The sequence below is a fragment of the Pseudomonas sp. genome, from assembly GCF_028293835.1.
In the GTDB taxonomy this organism is placed as follows: domain Bacteria; phylum Pseudomonadota; class Gammaproteobacteria; order Pseudomonadales; family Pseudomonadaceae; genus Aquipseudomonas.
Genome location: NZ_JAQGNX010000127.1, coordinates 150,657 through 168,797 on the forward strand (window position 1 = coordinate 150,657; position 18,141 = coordinate 168,797).

Annotated in this window: 15 protein-coding genes and 1 pseudogene; 7 read left to right on the plus strand and 9 right to left on the minus strand. The window is 53.5% G+C overall.

Going from position 1 to position 18,141, the window contains the following annotated elements; translation table 11 throughout:
* Positions 1-302 precede the first annotated feature (302 nt).
* Positions 303-461 (minus strand): annotated as a pseudogene (locus JWR17_RS18215) (MBL fold metallo-hydrolase); the annotation flags it as partial.
* A 50-nt stretch (positions 462-511) separates the two neighbouring features.
* Between JWR17_RS18215 and JWR17_RS18220 the strand changes: the two are divergent.
* Positions 512-721 (plus strand): dienelactone hydrolase family protein, encoded by a 210-nt coding sequence (locus JWR17_RS18220; RefSeq protein ID WP_299833366.1) that lies wholly within the window; start codon positions 512-514, stop codon positions 719-721.
* 42 nt (positions 722-763) lie between these two features.
* On the opposite strand, the gene JWR17_RS18225 is transcribed toward JWR17_RS18220, so the two are convergent.
* A complete protein-coding gene (locus tag JWR17_RS18225; protein WP_299833368.1) occupies positions 764-1,495 on the minus strand; it encodes a TerC family protein in 732 nt (243 codons plus the stop codon).
* A 396-nt stretch (positions 1,496-1,891) separates the two neighbouring features.
* Between JWR17_RS18225 and JWR17_RS18230 the strand changes: the two genes are divergently transcribed.
* Both JWR17_RS18230 and JWR17_RS18235 read left to right on the plus strand, forming a co-directional pair.
* Positions 1,892-3,514, plus strand: a complete 1,623-nt coding sequence (locus JWR17_RS18230; protein WP_299833400.1) for a methyl-accepting chemotaxis protein — start codon at positions 1,892-1,894, stop codon at positions 3,512-3,514.
* Positions 3,515-3,614: 100 nt separating this feature from the next.
* Positions 3,615-4,532, plus strand: a complete 918-nt coding sequence (locus tag JWR17_RS18235) for a GntR family transcriptional regulator (RefSeq protein ID WP_299833369.1) — start codon at positions 3,615-3,617, stop codon at positions 4,530-4,532.
* On the opposite strand, the gene JWR17_RS18240 is transcribed toward JWR17_RS18235, so the two are convergent.
* The 7 genes from JWR17_RS18240 to JWR17_RS18270 all read right to left on the minus strand — a co-directional run bounded on the left by JWR17_RS18240 (position 4,523) and on the right by JWR17_RS18270 (position 13,645).
* A complete protein-coding gene (locus tag JWR17_RS18240; protein ID WP_299833402.1) occupies positions 4,523-5,593 on the minus strand; it encodes a lactonase family protein in 1,071 nt (356 codons plus the stop codon). The two genes, JWR17_RS18235 and JWR17_RS18240, sit on opposite strands and share 10 nt — an antisense overlap.
* Positions 5,594-5,616: 23 nt before the next feature.
* Positions 5,617-8,319 (minus strand): aconitate hydratase AcnA, encoded by a 2,703-nt coding sequence (gene acnA / locus JWR17_RS18245; RefSeq protein WP_299833371.1) that lies wholly within the window; start codon positions 8,317-8,319, stop codon positions 5,617-5,619.
* A gap of 125 nt (positions 8,320-8,444) precedes the next feature.
* Entirely contained in the window at positions 8,445-9,326 is an 882-nt protein-coding gene (locus JWR17_RS18250) for a LysR substrate-binding domain-containing protein (protein ID WP_299833374.1), read from the minus strand.
* An 18-nt stretch (positions 9,327-9,344) separates the two neighbouring features.
* Positions 9,345-9,974 (minus strand): 3-oxo-tetronate 4-phosphate decarboxylase, encoded by a 630-nt coding sequence (gene otnC / locus JWR17_RS18255; RefSeq protein ID WP_299833377.1) that lies wholly within the window; start codon positions 9,972-9,974, stop codon positions 9,345-9,347.
* Positions 9,971-11,239: a 3-oxo-tetronate kinase gene (gene otnK / locus JWR17_RS18260; protein WP_299833379.1), complete on the minus strand. Its 1,269-nt coding sequence runs from the start codon at positions 11,237-11,239 to the stop codon at positions 9,971-9,973. Before otnK ends, otnC begins: the two co-directional genes overlap by 4 nt.
* A 126-nt stretch (positions 11,240-11,365) precedes the next feature.
* Positions 11,366-12,436: an isocitrate/isopropylmalate dehydrogenase family protein gene (locus tag JWR17_RS18265; RefSeq protein ID WP_299833380.1), complete on the minus strand. Its 1,071-nt coding sequence runs from the start codon at positions 12,434-12,436 to the stop codon at positions 11,366-11,368.
* 279 nt (positions 12,437-12,715) lie between these two features.
* On the minus strand, positions 12,716-13,645 hold the full coding sequence (locus JWR17_RS18270; RefSeq protein ID WP_299833404.1) for a GntR family transcriptional regulator: 930 nt from the start codon (positions 13,643-13,645) through the stop codon (positions 12,716-12,718).
* Positions 13,646-13,799: 154 nt separating this feature from the next.
* On the opposite strand from JWR17_RS18270, the gene JWR17_RS18275 reads away from it, so the two are divergent.
* From JWR17_RS18275 to JWR17_RS18290, 4 genes are all read left to right on the plus strand, one after another.
* Positions 13,800-14,459 carry an aspartate/glutamate racemase family protein gene (locus tag JWR17_RS18275; RefSeq protein WP_299833382.1) on the plus strand — a complete coding sequence of 220 codons (660 nt, stop codon included), beginning with the start codon at positions 13,800-13,802 and terminating at the stop codon, positions 14,457-14,459.
* Between the two features lie 387 nt (positions 14,460-14,846).
* Entirely contained in the window at positions 14,847-15,590 is a 744-nt protein-coding gene (gene phbB, locus JWR17_RS18280) for an acetoacetyl-CoA reductase (protein ID WP_299833384.1), read from the plus strand.
* Between the two features lie 113 nt (positions 15,591-15,703).
* Positions 15,704-17,035: a CitMHS family transporter gene (locus JWR17_RS18285; RefSeq protein WP_299833386.1), complete on the plus strand. Its 1,332-nt coding sequence runs from the start codon at positions 15,704-15,706 to the stop codon at positions 17,033-17,035.
* Between the two features lie 244 nt (positions 17,036-17,279).
* Positions 17,280-17,954 (plus strand): HAD family hydrolase, encoded by a 675-nt coding sequence (locus JWR17_RS18290; protein WP_299833388.1) that lies wholly within the window; start codon positions 17,280-17,282, stop codon positions 17,952-17,954.
* The last annotated feature ends 187 nt before the right edge of the window (positions 17,955-18,141 follow it).

The following is an 18,141-nucleotide window of genomic DNA, read 5'->3' on the forward strand; positions in this document are numbered from 1 at the left end:
GAGATTGAAACGCTGAGTTTCTCTCCAATGGTCGACCCACACCCCGGTCTAGATTAAGCCGGGGATGGACCTTCAATTATGAAAACGCAAGATGGTTAAACGGCTTATGGCATTGAGGATCCGGGTTGCAGCTCCTTGGCCTGTTCCACCTTGGCAGCCGAGCTCTTGCCAGTACTGACTATATTTCGCTTGCCGAATATCAACCAGTCGCCCGATAAAACAGGAGCACGGCGACTACTGCGATTGCGGTGCGCAACGCACGAGCGAAAAATATGGTATCCAGCAGACCGGGACAAATAGGGCGACAGTGAGAGGCCTATCAAATCGGGAGATAAATCGTTATAACCGTCGAAGACGGCGGTCACTTCAAAGTTGCCGACGTTAAGTCTGAAGTAGCCTGGAACTTGTGTCTTGACCTGGGCGGGCACAGTGGCCTGGACGGCACACGCTGTCAGCAGCAGATTAGCCAAAGCGCCACACGCCAGGAGATTCAGGTCTTCGACGCGCGCATTTGGCGGGTGAAGACGAGTTCATTGTCAAGTCAGCGCAACAAATCATCAATAGAGTGCCTGGCGCCAATCCCGACATCGAGATTCATACCTATCCGGGTCGCAACCATGCGTTTGCCCGGCCGAAGGGCGATCACTACGATGCGATAGACGCGGCGATGGCCAATGGCCGGACGGCAACGTTTTTGAAGAAGCGATTAGCCCTTTCTTAAGGTGATCGGCAAGCCCCTCGGGAAAGGGCTTGCCGGCACTGATTAACCTTCAGACTTCTTCCTTTGACTAGCAGTGCGCAACCGAATGTTGAGTGCTTCGACCGCCAAAGAGAACGCCATTGCGAAGTAGACGTACCCCTTCGGAATATGGAAATCGAGGGACTCACCGATTAACACGACACCCACGACAATCAGAAAGGCCAAGGCCAGCATCTTTAAGCTTGGGTGTTTGTCGATGAAGTCGCCAATAGTGCCGGCGGCCAGCATCATGAGAAGGACAGCAACAATGATCGCCGCAATCATGACTGGGACTTGCGAAACCATACCGACGGCGGTGATCACTGAATCTAGCGAGAACACAATATCAATAATCGCGATCTGAACAATGGTGCCAAGAAATCCGCTGCCTTTTTTGCCGTGAGCCTCAGGATTGTCTTCTGCACCTTCTTCACTTTGATAAATTTCAGTGCTGCTCTTCCATATCAGGAAAAGTCCGCCGAAAAACAAGATTAGATCACGTCCGGAAACGCCCTTTCCCAGTACGTTAAACAGATCGACAGTAAGCCGCATGACCCAAGTAATCGACAGCAGCAACAAGATTCTCGTCACCATTGCCAGTGCTAGACCGAAGAATCTGGTCTTGGGCTGCATTGCCTTAGGCATACGGCTCACCAGAATCGAGATCATGATGATGTTGTCGATGCCCAAGACGATTTCCAGGACGGTCAGGGTGAAGAAAGCGATCCATATTTCAGGATTTGTAAGCCATTCCATAATGCGTACGTCTCTTTGCTGATGCGTTAGAAAAACAGGTATGAAAGCCCACCGGGCTGGAAGGGAAAAGGGCAACCCGCAACGATTGGAGTTTCAGCATATTTACGCGCAAATAACCATATTATGGAAAACCGGCGACGATTCGCCTGACGTTTCAGGTGCGTTGTCTTTTCGATTATTAGTGCTTATGACTCGATAATATCCGGCTGGCTCAGTTAGCTAATTCCGGCCTGGGCTGAATAAAAACCATCCTGAATTCCAAAAAAGATTCGCACATTGGCACTCCAAAATGCAATAGTGCTTCGTCTGTTTGATGCGTTTTTGCCCTGCGGCAGATCAGCTGCTATGCGAAATTGCCCAACGCACTCCCCCATGATCGAATGCGAGACGCTACTTATGCTGATGAGGAAAATCCGGATTGCACCGCGAGCTTTCATTGGGTTCGCGGCCGTCGCTTTACTCAGTGTTTTTCTAGGATTATTTGCACTAAAGCAGATTCGGGATGTTCAGGCGCAAGCCGCGGATATCCAAGACAACTGGATGCAGAGAGTACGAACGCTTGGGACATCGAACGCGTCGCTCAACCGGTACCGCATGGGGTCAATGCAGCATATTCTCTCGACGACTGATGACGAGATGCAATCCTACGAAGAAAAGACAGCAGGGCGTTTGAAAAACGTTCATGAGCAGATGTCGATCTATGCGGGCTTGCTGAATACAGATGACGATAAAAGCCGATTGGACGCGTTTAATCGGAGCCTTGAGGCATACGCTAAAAACCATTTGGAGTTGCTTAGGCTTTCGCGCCAAGGAGATAAGGCTGGCGCTCGCGCGTACCTTATGACCATCCGCGAATCCTACGATCAAATGACCAAAAACTTCGATGATCTGATCGATCGGGCAAATTCAGGGGCTGAGATTGCCGGTAATCATTCTGAGGCCGCCTATGCAAAGGCGGTGAAGGGCATCAGCCTGGCGATTCTGCTGGTGGGTGTGGGGACGACGCTTGTGGCATGGCTGCTCACCCGAAGCATTACCTTGCCCATCATCGAGGCCGTCCGGGTGGCAGAAACTATCGCAAAGGGAAACCTGACGAAGCCGATCAATCCCCAAGGAAACGACGAAGCAAGTCGGCTGCTTACTGCTCTAGCTGTCATGCAGAGCAGCCTGCTTACAACTCTCAGGCAGATCACCGGATCCTCCACTCAACTAGCGTCCGCTGCTGAACAACTCAACGCTGTCACTGCAGAAGGTAGTCGGGATCTGCAACAGCAGCATGGGGAGATCGAGCAAGCTGCAACCGCAGTCACAGAGATGACGACTGCGATTGAAGAGGTGGCCAGGAACGCCTCTTCAACATCTGACCTTTCCAGGGAGTCCCGTACGATTGCAATGCGGGGACAGCAGCGGATGACCGAGGCAGTTACTGCTATCCAGGCGCTGACGCGCGATGTAGAAGTCGGTTCGAAGCAGGTTGGCGGGTTGGCCGATCAAGCCCAAGGTATTGGCAAGGTGCTTGATGTAATCCGTACCATCGCAGAGCAAACCAACCTGCTGGCACTCAATGCTGCAATCGAAGCTGCACGAGCAGGTGAAGCTGGTCGGGGTTTTGCTGTGGTGGCGGATGAAGTTCGAGCATTGGCACATCGCACCGCGCAGTCCACCCGGGAAATCGAGGCGATGATCGGCGGTATTCAGACGGGCACTGCCGATGCAGTGAGTACCATGCAGAACAGCAGTGACATGACGCAAAAGACCCTGGAGCTTGCAGAGCAGGCGAAGACCGCGCTGGCGGAACTCGTCGCGGCCAATGATGAGATCAATGACCGAAATCTGGTCATCACGTCTGCTGCTGAAGAGCAAGCTCACGTTGCTCGGTCGGTGGACCAGAACCTGCTCAACATACGAGAACTGTCGATCCAGTCTTCAGAGGGCTCGCATCAAACAACCGCAGCGTCCCAGTCGCTTGCTAACCTGGCCTCGGAACTCAACACAATGGTCAGGCACTTCCAGATTTGAAAACGCTTCAGAAATCAGTCGCGGGCCGTATACTCCGATGGCAATGGCCGAGCCACCACCAGGCTCCTAGTTCAGGTTTTAACAAGTCAGTGGGTCGAGAATGGCTTCAAGCGCGTTGGTCCAAAGAATCGTCGCAGAAATCCGTCAGAAAATTCAGGTGCGAGAGCTTGGAGTGGGGGCTCACATGAGCGCTCAAAAAGTGGCGGACGAATTCAAGGTGTCACGGTCGCCGGCCCGTGACGCGTTGCTGATGCTTGCGAACGACGGATACCTGGAGCAGTTTGCCAACCGAGGCTTCTTTGTTCTGGAACAGGCCCACGAAGCTGAAGCACCCAATGACGAAGTGAGATCACTTGAAGAGCCGGAGGAATATTACCGGCTTTCCGAAGACTGGCTGAATAACCAGATCCCGCAGGAGGTCACCGAGCAGTTCCTGCGCAATCGGTATAACCTGACCAAGGTTCAGGTCATTGATATCCTCAACCGTGCAGCAAAGGTCGGTTGGGTAGAGCCAAAGCCGGGTTATGGCTGGCGCTTCCTGGACGTTGCCAAGACGCCTGAAACCCTGGAACAGATCTACAAGATACGATCGCTCATCGAACCTGCGGCGTTACTCGAATCGACCTACCAGCACGACATGGAGACGTTGCGCCGTCTCAAGAAAGAGCAGCAGGACATGCTCGATGGAGGGATCGATACGCTTCCCGCGGATGTGCTACTCAGGAACGGCATTCGATTTCATGAGGACTTCATCAAGCTTTCTGGTAACCCGCTCTACCTGATGATCCTTAAACAGATGAACAACATGCGACGCCTGATCGAATACCGCTCGATGATCGACCGCAAGCGGCTCTACAAGCAGTGTGCCGAGCATATCCAGATGATCGAGCTGGTAGAGCAGGGGAATAACCTTGAAGCGGCGCATTTGATGAAGCGTCATCTCAGTGGATCGTTTGCCCACAAGTCGCCGATCTTGCGGTTGCGCGTTGAGGATCAAGCATCTACCGATCATGCGTGACACGCTCGGTCAGCAAATACCATACACACAGGACTGCCGGTCTTAACGGTTTGTTCTGTCTGGGTCAGGCGGCCCGTCTCCAGATCAACTGAGAAAGTGATTATGGTGTCGGTGTCTTCATTGGCCGCATACAGGAATTCGCCTGACGGGCTGAGCGCGAAGAAGCGAGGCGTCTTCCCACCACTGGGGAAAGCCTCCACGAACTTGAGCAGCCCACTCTTCTGGTCAATGCAGAACAGGGCGATGCTGTCGTAGCCGCGATTGGACGCGTAAAGAAACCGTCCGGTTTTATCCACTTCGATCTCAGCCGCTCGGCTAGTTCCCACGAAGCTTTCAGGCAAGGCAGAAAGTACCTGTAGGGCGGTAAGCGCCCCGGTGTTCTGGTTGAAATCGTAGGTGGCCACGGTCGAGTCGAGTTCGTTAATTGCGTAAACACGGGGCAGCGAAGGGTGAAACGCAACGTGCCGAGGGCCGGCGCCTTCTCGCGCTACAACGTGGGGAATATCAGCTGGCTTGAACCCGCCGGTCATCCCATTAAATTCAAAGCTGAAAATCCTGTCTAGCCCCTTGTCCGGGACTATGACAAAACGGCCGCTCGGATCAAACGGATTGAAATGAGGTTTCGACCCATTTTGCTCCACGCGATGCGGGCCGATTGGCCCCTCCATTGCTGTGCTTTGCACAATTGCCCCAAGTTTTCCGTCCCCAAGGATTTCAACAACGGCGAGTGAACCGCTTGAATGGTTGCTGATGACCAAAAAGCGGTTACCGGAGTCGATAGCAAGGTGCACCGGGTTGAGTCCACCGGTGGTAACGGTATTCAACAGTGACAATGTCCCGTCTTGGTTGACCGCAAATGCACTGGCCTCTTCGCGATCACCGTGGACACAGTACAGTTTGTCCTGATTCTTGTTCAATGCGAGAAAGGACGGATTAATCAGGCCTTCTACGCGTTGTATGTGAGTCAATTTACCTGTCGCGTTATCAACCTTATAGACACAAATCCCCTCACCACGAGCGTTCCTTTCTCGCGTGGTGCGAGACCCTACGTATGCATACATGGCGAGTTCTCTCATTCAACGAGTCAGGTGATTAGGCCGGCATCATGCGTTCTTGTATTGGCGACAACTTTTCTCACAACGTAAGGAAGTATTCCGCCGTGACGCAGGTAAAGAATTTCCTGCCTGGAGTCGATTTTCAAAACCAACTCGAAGATACGTTGCTCGGCATTTCGAGTAATCAGCAAGCGAATAGGGTTGACCCCAACCGTTAAAATGTCGAGCCCCTGAAGATCAAAGTATTCCGATCCGTCGAGTCTCAGGTTTGTAGCGCTTTCGCTGGTATGGAACTCGATGGGGAACACACCCATGCCGATCAGGTTACTACGGTGTATCCGTTCGAAGCTGCGAGCGATCACCGCCTTTACGCCTAGCGTTGCCTGGGCTTTAGCTGCCCAGTCTCTGCTCGACCCTGCGCCGTAGTTGAAGCCGGCGAATATGAGCAGAGGGACGTTGCTCTTTACATAAGTACGCGCCGCGTCATACACCCGCCTCACATCGCCCGAAACGCTTTTTGCCCAGCCGCCTGCAGCTGGCTGCTCCGACAACAGGAGGTTTTTCACCGCCCGGTTGACGAAGGCCCCGCGCATCATCACTTCATGGTTGCTACGTCGAGTCGAATATTGATTCAGATCGTCCACCGCTTCGCCACGATCAAGCAGCCACTGGCCGGCCTGGCTGTCGCTTGGAATTGCACTGGCAGGGGAGATATGGTCAGTCGTGACGTTATCGCCCAATACCATCAATGGTCTAGCACCCTTGATGGTCAGTGAATCAGCGGGCAGGGGGCTGAGCCCTTGCAAGTAGACCGGTCGGCGCAGATAGGTGGACGCGGGATTCCATGGGAATTGAACGCTGCCAATCGCCGGCAGTTGTTGCCAGTGATGGGTGCCATCCCACAGCGTTGCATTGCGCTTGCGAAACAGCTCCGGCAATACAGTGCGCTCGACCAATGCATTTACTTCGTCTTCGTGCGGCATCAGCTCACGCAGGAATACATCGTTACCGTCCGCATCCCGTCCCAATGGATCATGCTGAATATCCGTATCAATAGTTCCAGCGATGGCATACGCCACCACCAGAGCAGGGGATGCCAGATAACCTATCTGCACTTTTGGATTGACCCGGCCTTCGAAGTTACGGTTTCCAGACAGCACGACCACTGTCTTCAGTCCGTCGTCTGAAAACGCTTCCATATGCGACTCCAGTTTCCCGGAGTTACCGATACAGGTCATGCAGCCAAAGCCGGCCAGATCGAAGCCCAGGGCGGAGAAATCAACCATCAGGTCGGCCTTCTCAAGGTAGTCCGCGACAACCTGCGAGCCAGGCGAAAGTGAAGTTTTCACCCAAGGTTTACGCTGCAAGCCGCGGGCTCTGGCGTTGCGCGCAAGCAGTCCCGCTTGAATCATCTGGCTTGGGTTTGCGGTGTTTGTGCAACTGGTAATGGCAGCTAGCGAGATCGCGCCATGGGTGATCGGTTCGCCAAACGAAGGCTCAAAAAAGGTCGCGGTCCTGTCGGCGGAGGTGGCTATGATCTCGGCGCTCTCGCCCATGATGTCGTGGCGAAAAGACTGAGCTGCATCGGCAAGCTTGTGCCACTGGTGTGGCTGGTGAGGGCCCGCAACGCTTAACTCAATGGCATCCAGGTCAAGATCGATCACTTCTGTGAACTCGGGTTCAGGATCGTCGTCATGGCGCCAAAGCGATTGCACGCCAAGGTAGGCGTCTATTTTCGCCAGCGTGTCATCGTCACGACCTGTAAGACGCATGTACTGCATGGTGGTGTCGTCGAACGGGAAAAACACCACCGTAGCGCCGTACTCCGGTGCCATATTAGAAAGCGTGCCGCGAGCCGCCCAACTCAGTCCTGACAAGCCAGGGCCGCAGAACTCAACGAATTTACCCACGACGCCCCGGGCACGCAGAATTTGCGTCATTCGCAACGCTAAGTCCGTTGCAGTCACCCCAGGGCGCAGGCGATTGGTCAGGCGGATACCAATGACTTCGGGGAACCTGATAGGTACGGGCTCGCCCAGCATGGCTGCCTGCCCTTCAAGACCACCGACGCCCCAGCCCAGAATGCCAATGGCGTTGATCATGGGTGTGTGGCTGTCGGTCGCGACCATGTTGTCCGGGTGCAACAACGGCTCGCCATCAGTGGTACGGCTTTCCCAAACGACCGTGCCCAGAGATTCCATGTTGACTTGGTGAATGATGCCCGTGCCAGGCGGTACTACCTTGAAGTTATCCAGGCTTTCCTGCGCCCATTTAATGAATCGATAACGCTCCGAATTCCGTCGGTAGTCGATATCCAGATTGCGCTCGGCTGAGTCCGGTTGGGCATAACTTTCTACGATGACGGAGTGGTCGATGGTCAGTACGGCAGGGATCATCGGGTTCATCGTGGCGGATTTGCCTCCCATCTCATGCACCATGTCCCGCATGCCTGCAAAGTCAGCGAGCGCCGGCAAGCAGGTGGTGTCGTGAAACATCAATCGATTGGGGAAGAATGGCACTTCGCAGTCGGCTCGCTGGGTGTCCAGACATTCCAGAAAGTCTGGCAGCGCGTCTGGAGAACAGCGGGCTACGTTTTCCAACAAAATTCGCAGGGAGTAGGGGAGGGTTGCGAGATTCTCTGCTGGTACGACTCGTTTGAGATCAATAAAGGCGTATTGACGCTCACCCACGTTCAGGTGGTTGAGAAACCGAGGGTCGATGGCTGAAATCATATGACCTGCACTGCGTTCGTGGATCGAGGCGGGTGTTTGGCACCGTTTGATAGGCTGATGCTAATCAACCAACCCGCGGACGAAAATTGATCCTTAAAGAAGGTGTCGTTCTTCGCACACGAACGTTAGGCCGTTAGGTGCCCGACGAACGCCTTCGCCGTTGGGGCCAGCGCTTCAAAATTTCGAGCGACGATATTCAATTGCCGGTGGGCCCAGGTTTCTTCCAGCGCTACAGCGTGCAAGTGCAAGGGCCTGATATATCGCTTAAGTACGTCCCGCGGCAGGATACAGATGCCGAGATTGGCGGCCGCCATCTGGCACATGCATTCGAAACTGGTGACACGGATTCGCTGCCGTACAGATGTGCCAAGCTTGCTGGCATGCTCTGAGAGCAGGTTGTGTACGGAGCTTTCCTGATGCGGGCCAATAAATTCATAGGTCAGCGCCTGCTCGAACCTGACGCCTGAGTAGGCGGCCAGGGGGTGCGTCTCGCAGACAGCAACGACCAGTTCGTCAGTTCGATAGGCAATTGATTCAAGCCCCATTACCGGTGTTTGCTCGGCAATAATCCCCACGTCAGCGCGTCCGTCCGCCACCGCCCTGACAATGGCTGCACCGACACGCTCTTCGATGTCGAATTTGATTTCGGGGTAACTACTCAGGAATCGGCCGATGTCGATGGTGAGATGTTGCGCGAGTGCTGAAGTAATGGCGTGCAGACGGATATGGCCTTTAGTGCCTGATCCGTATTCGCCAAGCTCGGAATCCATGCGCTGCAGCGTTTCCATCAGTTGCACGGTGTAGTGTCGTAGGGACTGACCAGCAGGGGTGAGTTCCATACCTCGTGGGTATCTGACGAACAGACTTGCCCCGACTTTTATTTCCAGTTCACTGATCCGTTTGCTAACGGCAGAGGTCGCCAAGTGACAGCGTTGAGCTGCCTTGGTCAGGTTTCTCTGCTCAGCAACTGCCATGAAAATTTCAAGGCTCAGCAGGTCGTGGCGCATGTGTTATCTCGCTTAGCGCTATGGATACCGTCGTTGCAAATCAGCAATCTGCTCAGGTGTCAGCGTCTTGAATTTATGTTGAAAAATCAGCAGAAAAAGCTGCGCTGTCGCTTCGAGTTCTTCGGTGGCATCCACGGCGGCGCTCAGATCAGAACCCGCTACCACCGGGCCGTGGTGTGCCAACAGCATGGCGTGGTGCTTTCCGGAGAATACGCGCACTGCGTCAGCCAACGCCGGGTCACCTGGAGCGTAATACGGAACGAGCGGAAGTTTACCAATGCGCATTGCGTAGTAGGCGGTAATCGCAGGTAGCAAGTCTTCGGGATCAAGCCCGTCCAGCACAGATACGGCAACAGAGTGAGTCGAGTGCAGATGCACGACGGCACCGCTGGTAGGGCGTTCTTCGTACATTGCTAAATGCAGCAGGGCCTCTTTGGAAGGTTTGTCACCACTGAGGTGACGCCCGTTCCAATCAAGCTTCGACAACCGAGCAGGATCAAGCCTGCCCAATGAGGATCCAGTTGGCGTCAGAAGCCAACCGTCGTCTACCCTCGCGCTAATGTTCCCTGTGCCTCCGTGAGTAAGTCCACGGTCATACATGGACTTACCGAGCAGCACAATTTGTTCGCGAAGTTTGTTTTCATTCATTGCACGACCCCCAATGCTTTCTCAAAGAAGTCCACTGTTCCGAAATTGCCAGACTTCAACGCGAGGGCGATGGGCACATCTCGCAGGCCAACAGTCCAGGGTACGCCAGGATCAATCGGCGCACCGATGCGCAAGGCTTCAATGTTTAACGCCTTGACTACCGCCCCTGAAGTTTCGCCACCGGCAACCACAAGTTTCCTGACACCGAGCGCTACCAAGCCTGAAGCGATACGAGACAGCGCATCTTCTACAATCTGCCCGGCAGCCTCGACACCGAGTAGTTGTTGCGCCGCTTTAACGACTTCTGGTTTAGCACTTCCGTAAATAAGGACGGGCTCTGTCTGAATGAGGGAGCTCGCCCACTCCAGCGCCTGGGTAACCTGATCCTCGCCTTTTGACAGCGCAATAGGGTCAAGCTGAAAGCTTGGTCGGCCGAACTGCCAGTGCTCTACTTGCGCATTGGTCGCAACAGAGCAACTACCGGAAAGCACTGCACTTAGCCCACCAACCGATGGAAGTTCAGAAGCCGCTTCGCTACGAACCAGCAGTCCTTTTCGGGCGAAGTTTTCGGGCAACCCAAGCGCTATCCCCGAGCCACCCGTGATCAGCATATGGTCTTGGATAACGACGGAGATCGCCCGTAAGTCATCGTCGGAAACGGCATCGACAATTGCATAGGAGCAGCCGGAATCCTTGATTGTGGCCATGGTTTTTTCGAGAAAACGGTTGCCCTTGGATACGGCGCTATGGGGCACCAAACCAACCTTTCTCCTGGTTTGCTGTTGAAGGACACGTACCAGATTTGAATCTGTCATTGGAGTCAGCGGGTGATTTCTCATTCCAGATTCGCTGAGCAACGTGTCATCCACAAATAGATGACCTAAATAGACGGTACGTTTGTTCTCGGGAACCGCCGGACAGGCAATGGCGAAGTCGATTCCGAGGGACCCCATCATGGCGTCGGCCACCGGGCCGATATTACCTTCAGGGGTAGAGTCAAACGTCGAACAGTATTTGAAGAAATACTGGCGACATCCGATTTGTTTAAGCCACTCCAACGCCTCAAGCGATTCCCTTACCGCGTCTTCAGCCGGCAAGGTGCGTGTCTTTAGTGCAACAACCACTGCATCTATATCGTTCGGGATGGTGCCTTTAGGAACACCAATAACCTGCAGAGTGCGCATGCCGCCACGAACCAGCGTGCTGGCAAGGTCGGTGCCTCCGGTAAAATCGTCGGCAATGCAGCCCAGTAACAATTGAGTCACTGCAAATCCTCCCCACTTCAATCATTGCGCTCAGTGCCCACGATGATTGAACGTTGAATTCTTGTTGGTATGGAAGCGCCTGGATAGCGAAGCGGGGCAACACAGGACGGCTTGCCCCTCTGTCAGTCACGCCAGGATAACCTTGGCCACTTCTTCTCCAAACGCCTTGGTGCCCAGCTTTCCACCCAAATCAGGGGTGCGCTTTTCTGGGCTTTCCAAGACGACGTCAATCGCACGATCCATCTCTGCGGCGGCAGCCAACAGATCTCCGTTGTTACGTTGCTCACCCATCCACTGCAGCAGCATGGCCACAGACAGAATCATCGACACTGGGTTGGCAATGTCCTTGCCCGCGATATCTGGGGCCGAACCGTGCTGAGCCTGGGCGCAACAGTGAACATCACTGGCCATCATCGAGCCTGCAAGGCCGAGACTGCCAGATAACTCGCTCGCCAAGTCGCTGATAATGTCGCCGTAGAAGTTGGTCGCGACCAATACGTCGAAGCGCTCTGGGGTTCGCACCAAGTGCGCGGTAGAGGCATCAACCAGCAGGTCGTCGAGCTGTACTTCAGGGAAGTCTTGAGCGACGTGACGCACCGCTTCCAGGAACAGGCCATCGGTCATGTGGAAGCTGTTGGCTTTGTGGATAGCGGTAACTTTCTTGTTGCGCTTCATTGCCAGCTCGAATGCCCGACGTGCAATGCGTTCGCTGCAATGGCGGGTGATTTTACGAGTCGACAGTGCCATGTCCGGGGTAGGCATTACCTCCCCCCAGCCACGGCTCATGTTGCGGTCTGGATAGAAGCCTTCGGTGGCTTCACGCATGATCACTAGATCCATGGTCTTGCCTTCCTTCATGTTCGAAGTCAGGAAAGGACGAGTGCGTGCAGGACGAACGTTTGCGTACAGATCAAGACCGATACGGAAACCGGCAGATACGTTACGGCCGCCTTTTTCCGGCACCGGATAATCGGCATGGGATTGGGTGCCCAAGATGATGCCGTCGTATGTCTTGGCCTTTTCAAGGATTTCGTCGCGCAGGGTAGTCCCGTGCTTTTCGAGACTTTTGAAGCCGACGTCGTCGTAGTCAAACGTCAAGCCCAGGCTATACCTTTTATTTACTGCGTGAAGAACCGACATCGAGGATTCAACGATTTCAGGGCCGATACCGTCGCAGGGTAGAACAAGAATACGCATCACACTCTCCTAACTTTTTTATTCGAAGCTGAGGCAGGCCGTAGGGTTGCCAGGGAATTTATGTACCTCGTCTACACGAAATACAATATCGTCAAGACGCTTGCCTCGCCATTACCGTCTGGCGACTCAGTCGCTTTCCGGTCTCAAGCCGCCTGTTGCTGTCCTGACATATTGCATTTTATTGCATCAATATCCAGTCTGTGCAACATTTGTTTTCATGAATGCTTTTTTACTGACGCTCGGAGTGTTTATGTCCTTTAAAACGACAGACCTGTGTGTCTATGTGGCTACCAAGGCATCAAGGATCTTCTGCTGCGCCAGTTCATCCTTGGCCTCTTTGTCCGTTTTCAGGCGGCCAACAATATCCAGGTGGTTGCGCAGAAAGTTTGCCGCCTCCTCGCGGTGCCCCGTTTCGATGAGATCGAGCAAGTGAATATGCTCTTTGCATTGAGTGATCAGTCGAGGCCTGTCGACATTGGCTTTGTACGCCATGAAACGTCGCAGCTGGTTTTGACGCCTGATCGCCTCAAGGAAAAATGCATTTCCCGAGCATCGGACAATCAGCTCATGAAGCTGCGCACCGATTTGGAAAAGCTGGGAACGGGAAAGCTTGAAGATATCGCCGTCGAGCATTTCTTGTTGCGTCCGGCGCGCTTTTGCGAACGCAGCCTTATCCACGACGTACCCCGGTTCAAGAATGGCTGCCGGCTCAATCGCCATGCGGAACCGATAGCTCTGGATGTGGGCCTTGGAGTCGTGAAGGAAGTTATTGATTACCCAACCTTGTCCAGGCTTGCGCTCAATCATGGCTTCGTTGGCCAGGCGGTTGAGCACTTTGATGAGTTGTCCCCGAGGGACTTCGTAACGGCGAATCAGTTCTGCCTCGAAGAAGGTCGTTGGCACGTCACCTCGAAGCACATCGTCGACGACCCGCAGGTAAAAGTCCTCGAAGGGGTCGACCTCCAAAGGCAGATTTCCGGTATCAATGGTGCGTGCATCACGAGTAAGGAAATAGCCCCGATTTGGCTCTTTAGTGGCAAGACCCAGTTCCTCAAGCAAAGCAAAACCACGGCGGACGGGGGACCGCGAAACTCCGAGTTCTTTGGCAAACGCTTCTTCGCGCAACGGGTCACCTGCACGCATGGACCGCGCCCGCGCCATATCGATGATCTTGGGGGCCAATTGCTCTGCGAGATCCTTTTTTATCATCGGCTTCATTCGGGTCATAGCGCCTGGAGATTACGTTATCGGGAGCAATCGTAATTGCATTCCGTAGCACCAAAATACTATACCAACGATTCATCACCTACGGCATGCGCTAACGCTTCAGTTGCCAGAATACGAACGAACAGACAGGATCGCCATGACAACCAAACGTATTTTCCTCATCCATGCCACCCCCGTCGCCATTGAACCGATCAACCGAGCCTTCGCCAGGCTTTGGCCTGAGGCGGAGTTGGCCAACTTGCTGGAAGACTCTTTATCCAAAGACCTGGCGGCGGCTGGAAGCCTCACCGAGGCGTTAAAACAGCGATTCCTCGCTCTTGCTCAGTACGCCGTACGAGCGGGGGCAGATGGAATTCTGTTTACGTGCTCGGCATTTGGCGAGGCTATTGATTTGTGCAAAAACGAGCTCTTGATTCCGGTGCTCAAGCCTAATGAAGCCATGATTGATGAAGCGCTCTCCCAAGCCTCTCGGATCGCCGTCGTGGCCACATTTCCTCCTGCTATCGATTCGATCACCGACGAGTTCAGCCAAGCAGCACAATTGGCAGGCCATCCAATCGCATTAACGGCCTTTACCTGTCCAAAAGCATTTGAAGCCTTGCGTTCAGGTCAAAGCGATTTGCACGACCAATTGATTACTGACCTTGTAAAAGAAATCGAAGATCAGGATTTGGTGTGCTTCGCACAGTTCTCCATGGTGAGCGCTGCGATGAGGACCAGGAAAGCAACGACGTTGAGCATTCTTACTACGCCAGACAGCGCAGTGCTGAAGCTTCGCGCCCGCTTGGACGCCTAAGGTCGCTCCTTCCATTTTTGAGGGTCAGGTCATGTCCTTCAGCTGATTGCTACTAACGAAGGGCTCGGCTGGCTAAACGAAAGGTGTGGGCCGAAACCAGGCTGCGTTCTCCTAGGGAGAACAGCTTTTAAGGGTGTATAAGTGCAAATCGGATGAGCGTTACGCTGTGCGTCAACTGTGCCATGTTTTAAGGTGATATTTAAGCCGTTTGGGAGATGAATGACCTGAATATTCGTCGAGCACACCATTCCGTCTGTAATAAACGTTGCCTTTTGGAGAATTGTACTGCGTCGCCTTGCAAAACAATTTTGGGTAGCGTTTAGTACGGTCAGTAGTCCAACGGCTCATTCGTCGTACTCCCAACAAAAACAAAACAGGAGTGTTCTTATGCCTAAGCGCATCGCTTATGTCACAGCGGGTATGGGTGGTCTAGGTACCGCTGTATGTCAGCGTCTTGCCAAAGATGGCTTCACTGTCGTGGTTGGCTGTGGCCCGAATTCAGCGCGCAAAACTGCCTGGCTCGCCGACCAAAAGAAGTTAGGTTTTGACTTCGTTGCCTCTGAAGGCAACGTCGCTGACTGGGAATCGTCGAAGCTCGCTTTCGAAAAGATTACCAACGACGTAGGCCCCGTTGATGTGCTCGTGAACAATGCAGGCACCGCATGCAACGTAATGTTCCGTGACATGCAGCCGGGCGACTGGAAGACCGTCATCGATACCAACCTCAACTCGCTATTCAACGTGACCAAGCAAGTCATTGACGGCATGGTCTCCCGCGGCTGGGGGCGAGTTATCAATATTTCGTCGGTCAATGCACAGCTTGGGCAAGTAGGGCAGGTGAACTACTCTACTGCTAAATCGGCGATTCGAGGTTTCACTCGTGCGTTGGCTAAAGAAGTCGGGTCTCGTGGGGTTACTGTCAACACCGTGTCCCCAGGTTACGTGGCAACCGCGAAACTCAAGTCGGTCACCACTGTGAACGTCATGGATCGCATCATTAACGAGATTCCTTCACGGCGCCTGGGTACGCCTGAAGAGATCGCGGCAATGTGTTCCTGGCTAGCCTCCGAAGAATCCGGCTACGCGAATGGCGCTGACTTTTCAATCAACGGCGGCTTGCACATGAGCTGACAGTCGTTGTCTCGGTACTTAACTACTGGACCCCGCTGTAGCCGATGTAATTCTCGAATGCGCTTTGGCGCTAAAACACAAAAACAATTGTACTTCTAGTCGAGGAGATACAAATGCTGTCTTTGCTTGGTTACGGCATGATCGTGACCTTTATGGCCTTGATCATGACCAAGCGGCTTTCGCCCTTGGTCGCGCTCACAATTACACCGATTGTCTTCGCCCTGATTGGTGGCTTCGGCCCAGAGATGGGCAACATGATGGTCGATGGCCTGAAGAAGGTTGCACCCACTGCAATCATGGTGATGTTCGCCATTCTCTATTTCGGGATGATGTTCGACACCGGACTGTTTGATCCCGTCATTCGCACTTTTCTGAAAATCATCAAAGGGGATCCGGTCAAGGCGGTGATTTTTTCCACCCTGTTGGCAGGTATGGTTTCGCTCGACGGTGATGGCTCAACCACTTACATGATTACCGTCACGGCAATGCTGCCGCTGTTCAAGCGGTTGCGGCTCAATCCCCTTGCGCTTACATGTGTGGTGATATTGGCCGCCAGCGTGACCAATCTGCTTCCGTGGGGCGGACCGCTTGCTCGCGCCGCCGCTTCGCTGCAAGTCGAAACGTCAGACCTGTTCCAGCCAATCATCCCGTCCTTGGTGGTCGGCTTCCTTGGTGTAATGGCACTGGCTTACTACATTGGTCTTCGTGAACGTAGCCGCTTGGGCAAACTCACGCTGCCAGATGACGCTGAGGTGGTCTCCTACGATGACGATGTCACAGGCCTACCGTCCATGTCACAGGAAGATGCAGATCTGCGCCGTCCTAAGCTGTTCTGGTTAAATGCGTTGCTTACCATTGTGCTGATGGTGGGCTTGGTAATGGAATTGTTACCACTGGCTATCATGTTTATGGTTGCGTTCTCCATTGGCCTGGTAATCAACTATCCACATATGGCGGATCAACGTCGCCGGATTGCCGCTCACGCGCCGACCGCACTAAACCAAATCGCGATCTTCCTGGCGGCGGGTATTCTTGCCGGCATCCTGTCAGGCACGGGCATGGTCAATGCGATGTCTGCGAGCTTCCTGGCGTTACTTCCGCAGACTTGGGGCCCTTACATGGCGCCAATCACTGCGTTGGCCAGTATCCCCGGCACGTTTTTCATGTCCAACGATGCTTTTTACTACGGTGTTCTCCCGGTATTGGCCAAGGCTGCGGAAGCTTATGGCATCAGCCATGCGGAAATCGGTCGTGCATCGTTGATTGGTTCGCCCGTCCATTTGCTGAGTCCTCTCGTGGCTTCTACCTATCTGCTCTGTGGTTTGGCCGGGGTGGAGTTCAGTGACCACCAGAAGTACACGATGAAGTGGGCATTCGCACTCAGTTTCCTGATCATGGGAGCGATGATTGTGTTCGGTGCGTTTTCACTTGTTCCGGGTAAATAGTCGCATTGTGGTGTTGCTAACTGCAGTGCCAGGCAGCGAGTCGTTGATCGAGTTCGGTTATGTTGTCTACTTGCCTGGCGCGTGCTGAAGAACTTGATTGACCATCCTTTCTGGAACCTTTTTATTCAAGGCTGGTGCGTCAGCGATAGACCACTTGTCCGTGCAGAGCTGATTCTTTAGGAATTTTCCGAAAATCTGGAAATCAGTAAATATACGGGCAATATCATTACGAATGGGTACGTCTATGCCATCGCGGACATCTTTCATATTCGACCTGGACGGTACTCTTACCGATAGCGTTTATCAAAATGTGAGCGCATGGAAAGAGGCGCTCGACTCCGAACAAATACCCTTGGCGATGTGGCGCATTCACAGGAAGATCGGTATGAGCGGTGGGCTTATGTTGAAGTCGTTATCACGCGAAACCGGACTGAGTATCAGCGCCGAGCAAGCTCAGCGGTTAAGTGAGAAACATGCAAAAGCGTACGATAGGCTTAAAGGTCAGATCATCGCGTTACCCGGCGCGGTGGAGCTTCTTGAATCACTCAGCCAAGACAAGTTCAAATGGTGTATCGCATCGAGCGGAGGTGTAGACACCGTAAAAATCAATCTGAAGGCCTTGAATTTAGATTTTGATGATATCAACGTTATTTCTCGTGATGATGTGAAATACGGTAAGCCCGATCCGGATCTGTTCTTGGCTGCGGCGCATAAGATGGATGTCCCAATCGAAGAATGTCTCGTTATTGGCGACGCAATCTGGGACATGCTTGCGGCTCGAAGGTGCAAAGCCACGGGAATCGGTTTGTTATCTGGCGGTTATGACATCGGTGAGCTTGAACGAGCGGGAGCTTTGAGGGTTTATGAAGATCCACTTGACCTGCTCAACCATTTGGACGAGATCGCTTCCCGCCCGTAAACGCAGTGTGTCTAGTCCTGAAATAGGTTTACACCTGTTTTAGTCTAAAAACGCCACGATACCCTCCGTGGACGCGGGCGCTACGGTATTGCACAGCACACCGTGAGCAGCTTATTTGTAAGAGAGATTTTTTATGAGCCGTCAGGGGTGTTTTTCGTCGGCTTTAAATAGCCGTTTTAGCCTTCCT

Excerpts from the sequence above, each read along its gene's own strand:
- JWR17_RS18225 (WP_299833368.1), bottom strand. The coding sequence starts at position 1,495 with ATGGAATGGCTTACAAATCCTGAAATATGGATCGCTTTCTTCACCCTG.
- JWR17_RS18230 (WP_299833400.1), top strand. The coding sequence starts at position 1,892 with ATGCTGATGAGGAAAATCCGGATTGCACCGCGAGCTTTCATTGGGTTC.
- JWR17_RS18235 (WP_299833369.1), top strand. The coding sequence starts at position 3,615 with ATGGCTTCAAGCGCGTTGGTCCAAAGAATCGTCGCAGAAATCCGTCAG.
- JWR17_RS18240 (WP_299833402.1), bottom strand. The coding sequence starts at position 5,593 with ATGTATGCATACGTAGGGTCTCGCACCACGCGAGAAAGGAACGCTCGT.
- acnA (WP_299833371.1), bottom strand. The coding sequence starts at position 8,319 with ATGATTTCAGCCATCGACCCTCGGTTTCTCAACCACCTGAACGTGGGT.
- JWR17_RS18250 (WP_299833374.1), bottom strand. The coding sequence starts at position 9,326 with ATGCGCCACGACCTGCTGAGCCTTGAAATTTTCATGGCAGTTGCTGAG.
- otnC (WP_299833377.1), bottom strand. The coding sequence starts at position 9,974 with ATGAATGAAAACAAACTTCGCGAACAAATTGTGCTGCTCGGTAAGTCC.
- JWR17_RS18265 (WP_299833380.1), bottom strand. The coding sequence starts at position 12,436 with ATGCGTATTCTTGTTCTACCCTGCGACGGTATCGGCCCTGAAATCGTT.
- JWR17_RS18270 (WP_299833404.1), bottom strand. The coding sequence starts at position 13,645 with ATGATAAAAAAGGATCTCGCAGAGCAATTGGCCCCCAAGATCATCGAT.
- JWR17_RS18275 (WP_299833382.1), top strand. The coding sequence starts at position 13,800 with ATGACAACCAAACGTATTTTCCTCATCCATGCCACCCCCGTCGCCATT.
- phbB (WP_299833384.1), top strand. The coding sequence starts at position 14,847 with ATGCCTAAGCGCATCGCTTATGTCACAGCGGGTATGGGTGGTCTAGGT.
- JWR17_RS18285 (WP_299833386.1), top strand. The coding sequence starts at position 15,704 with ATGCTGTCTTTGCTTGGTTACGGCATGATCGTGACCTTTATGGCCTTG.
- JWR17_RS18290 (WP_299833388.1), top strand. The coding sequence starts at position 17,280 with ATGCCATCGCGGACATCTTTCATATTCGACCTGGACGGTACTCTTACC.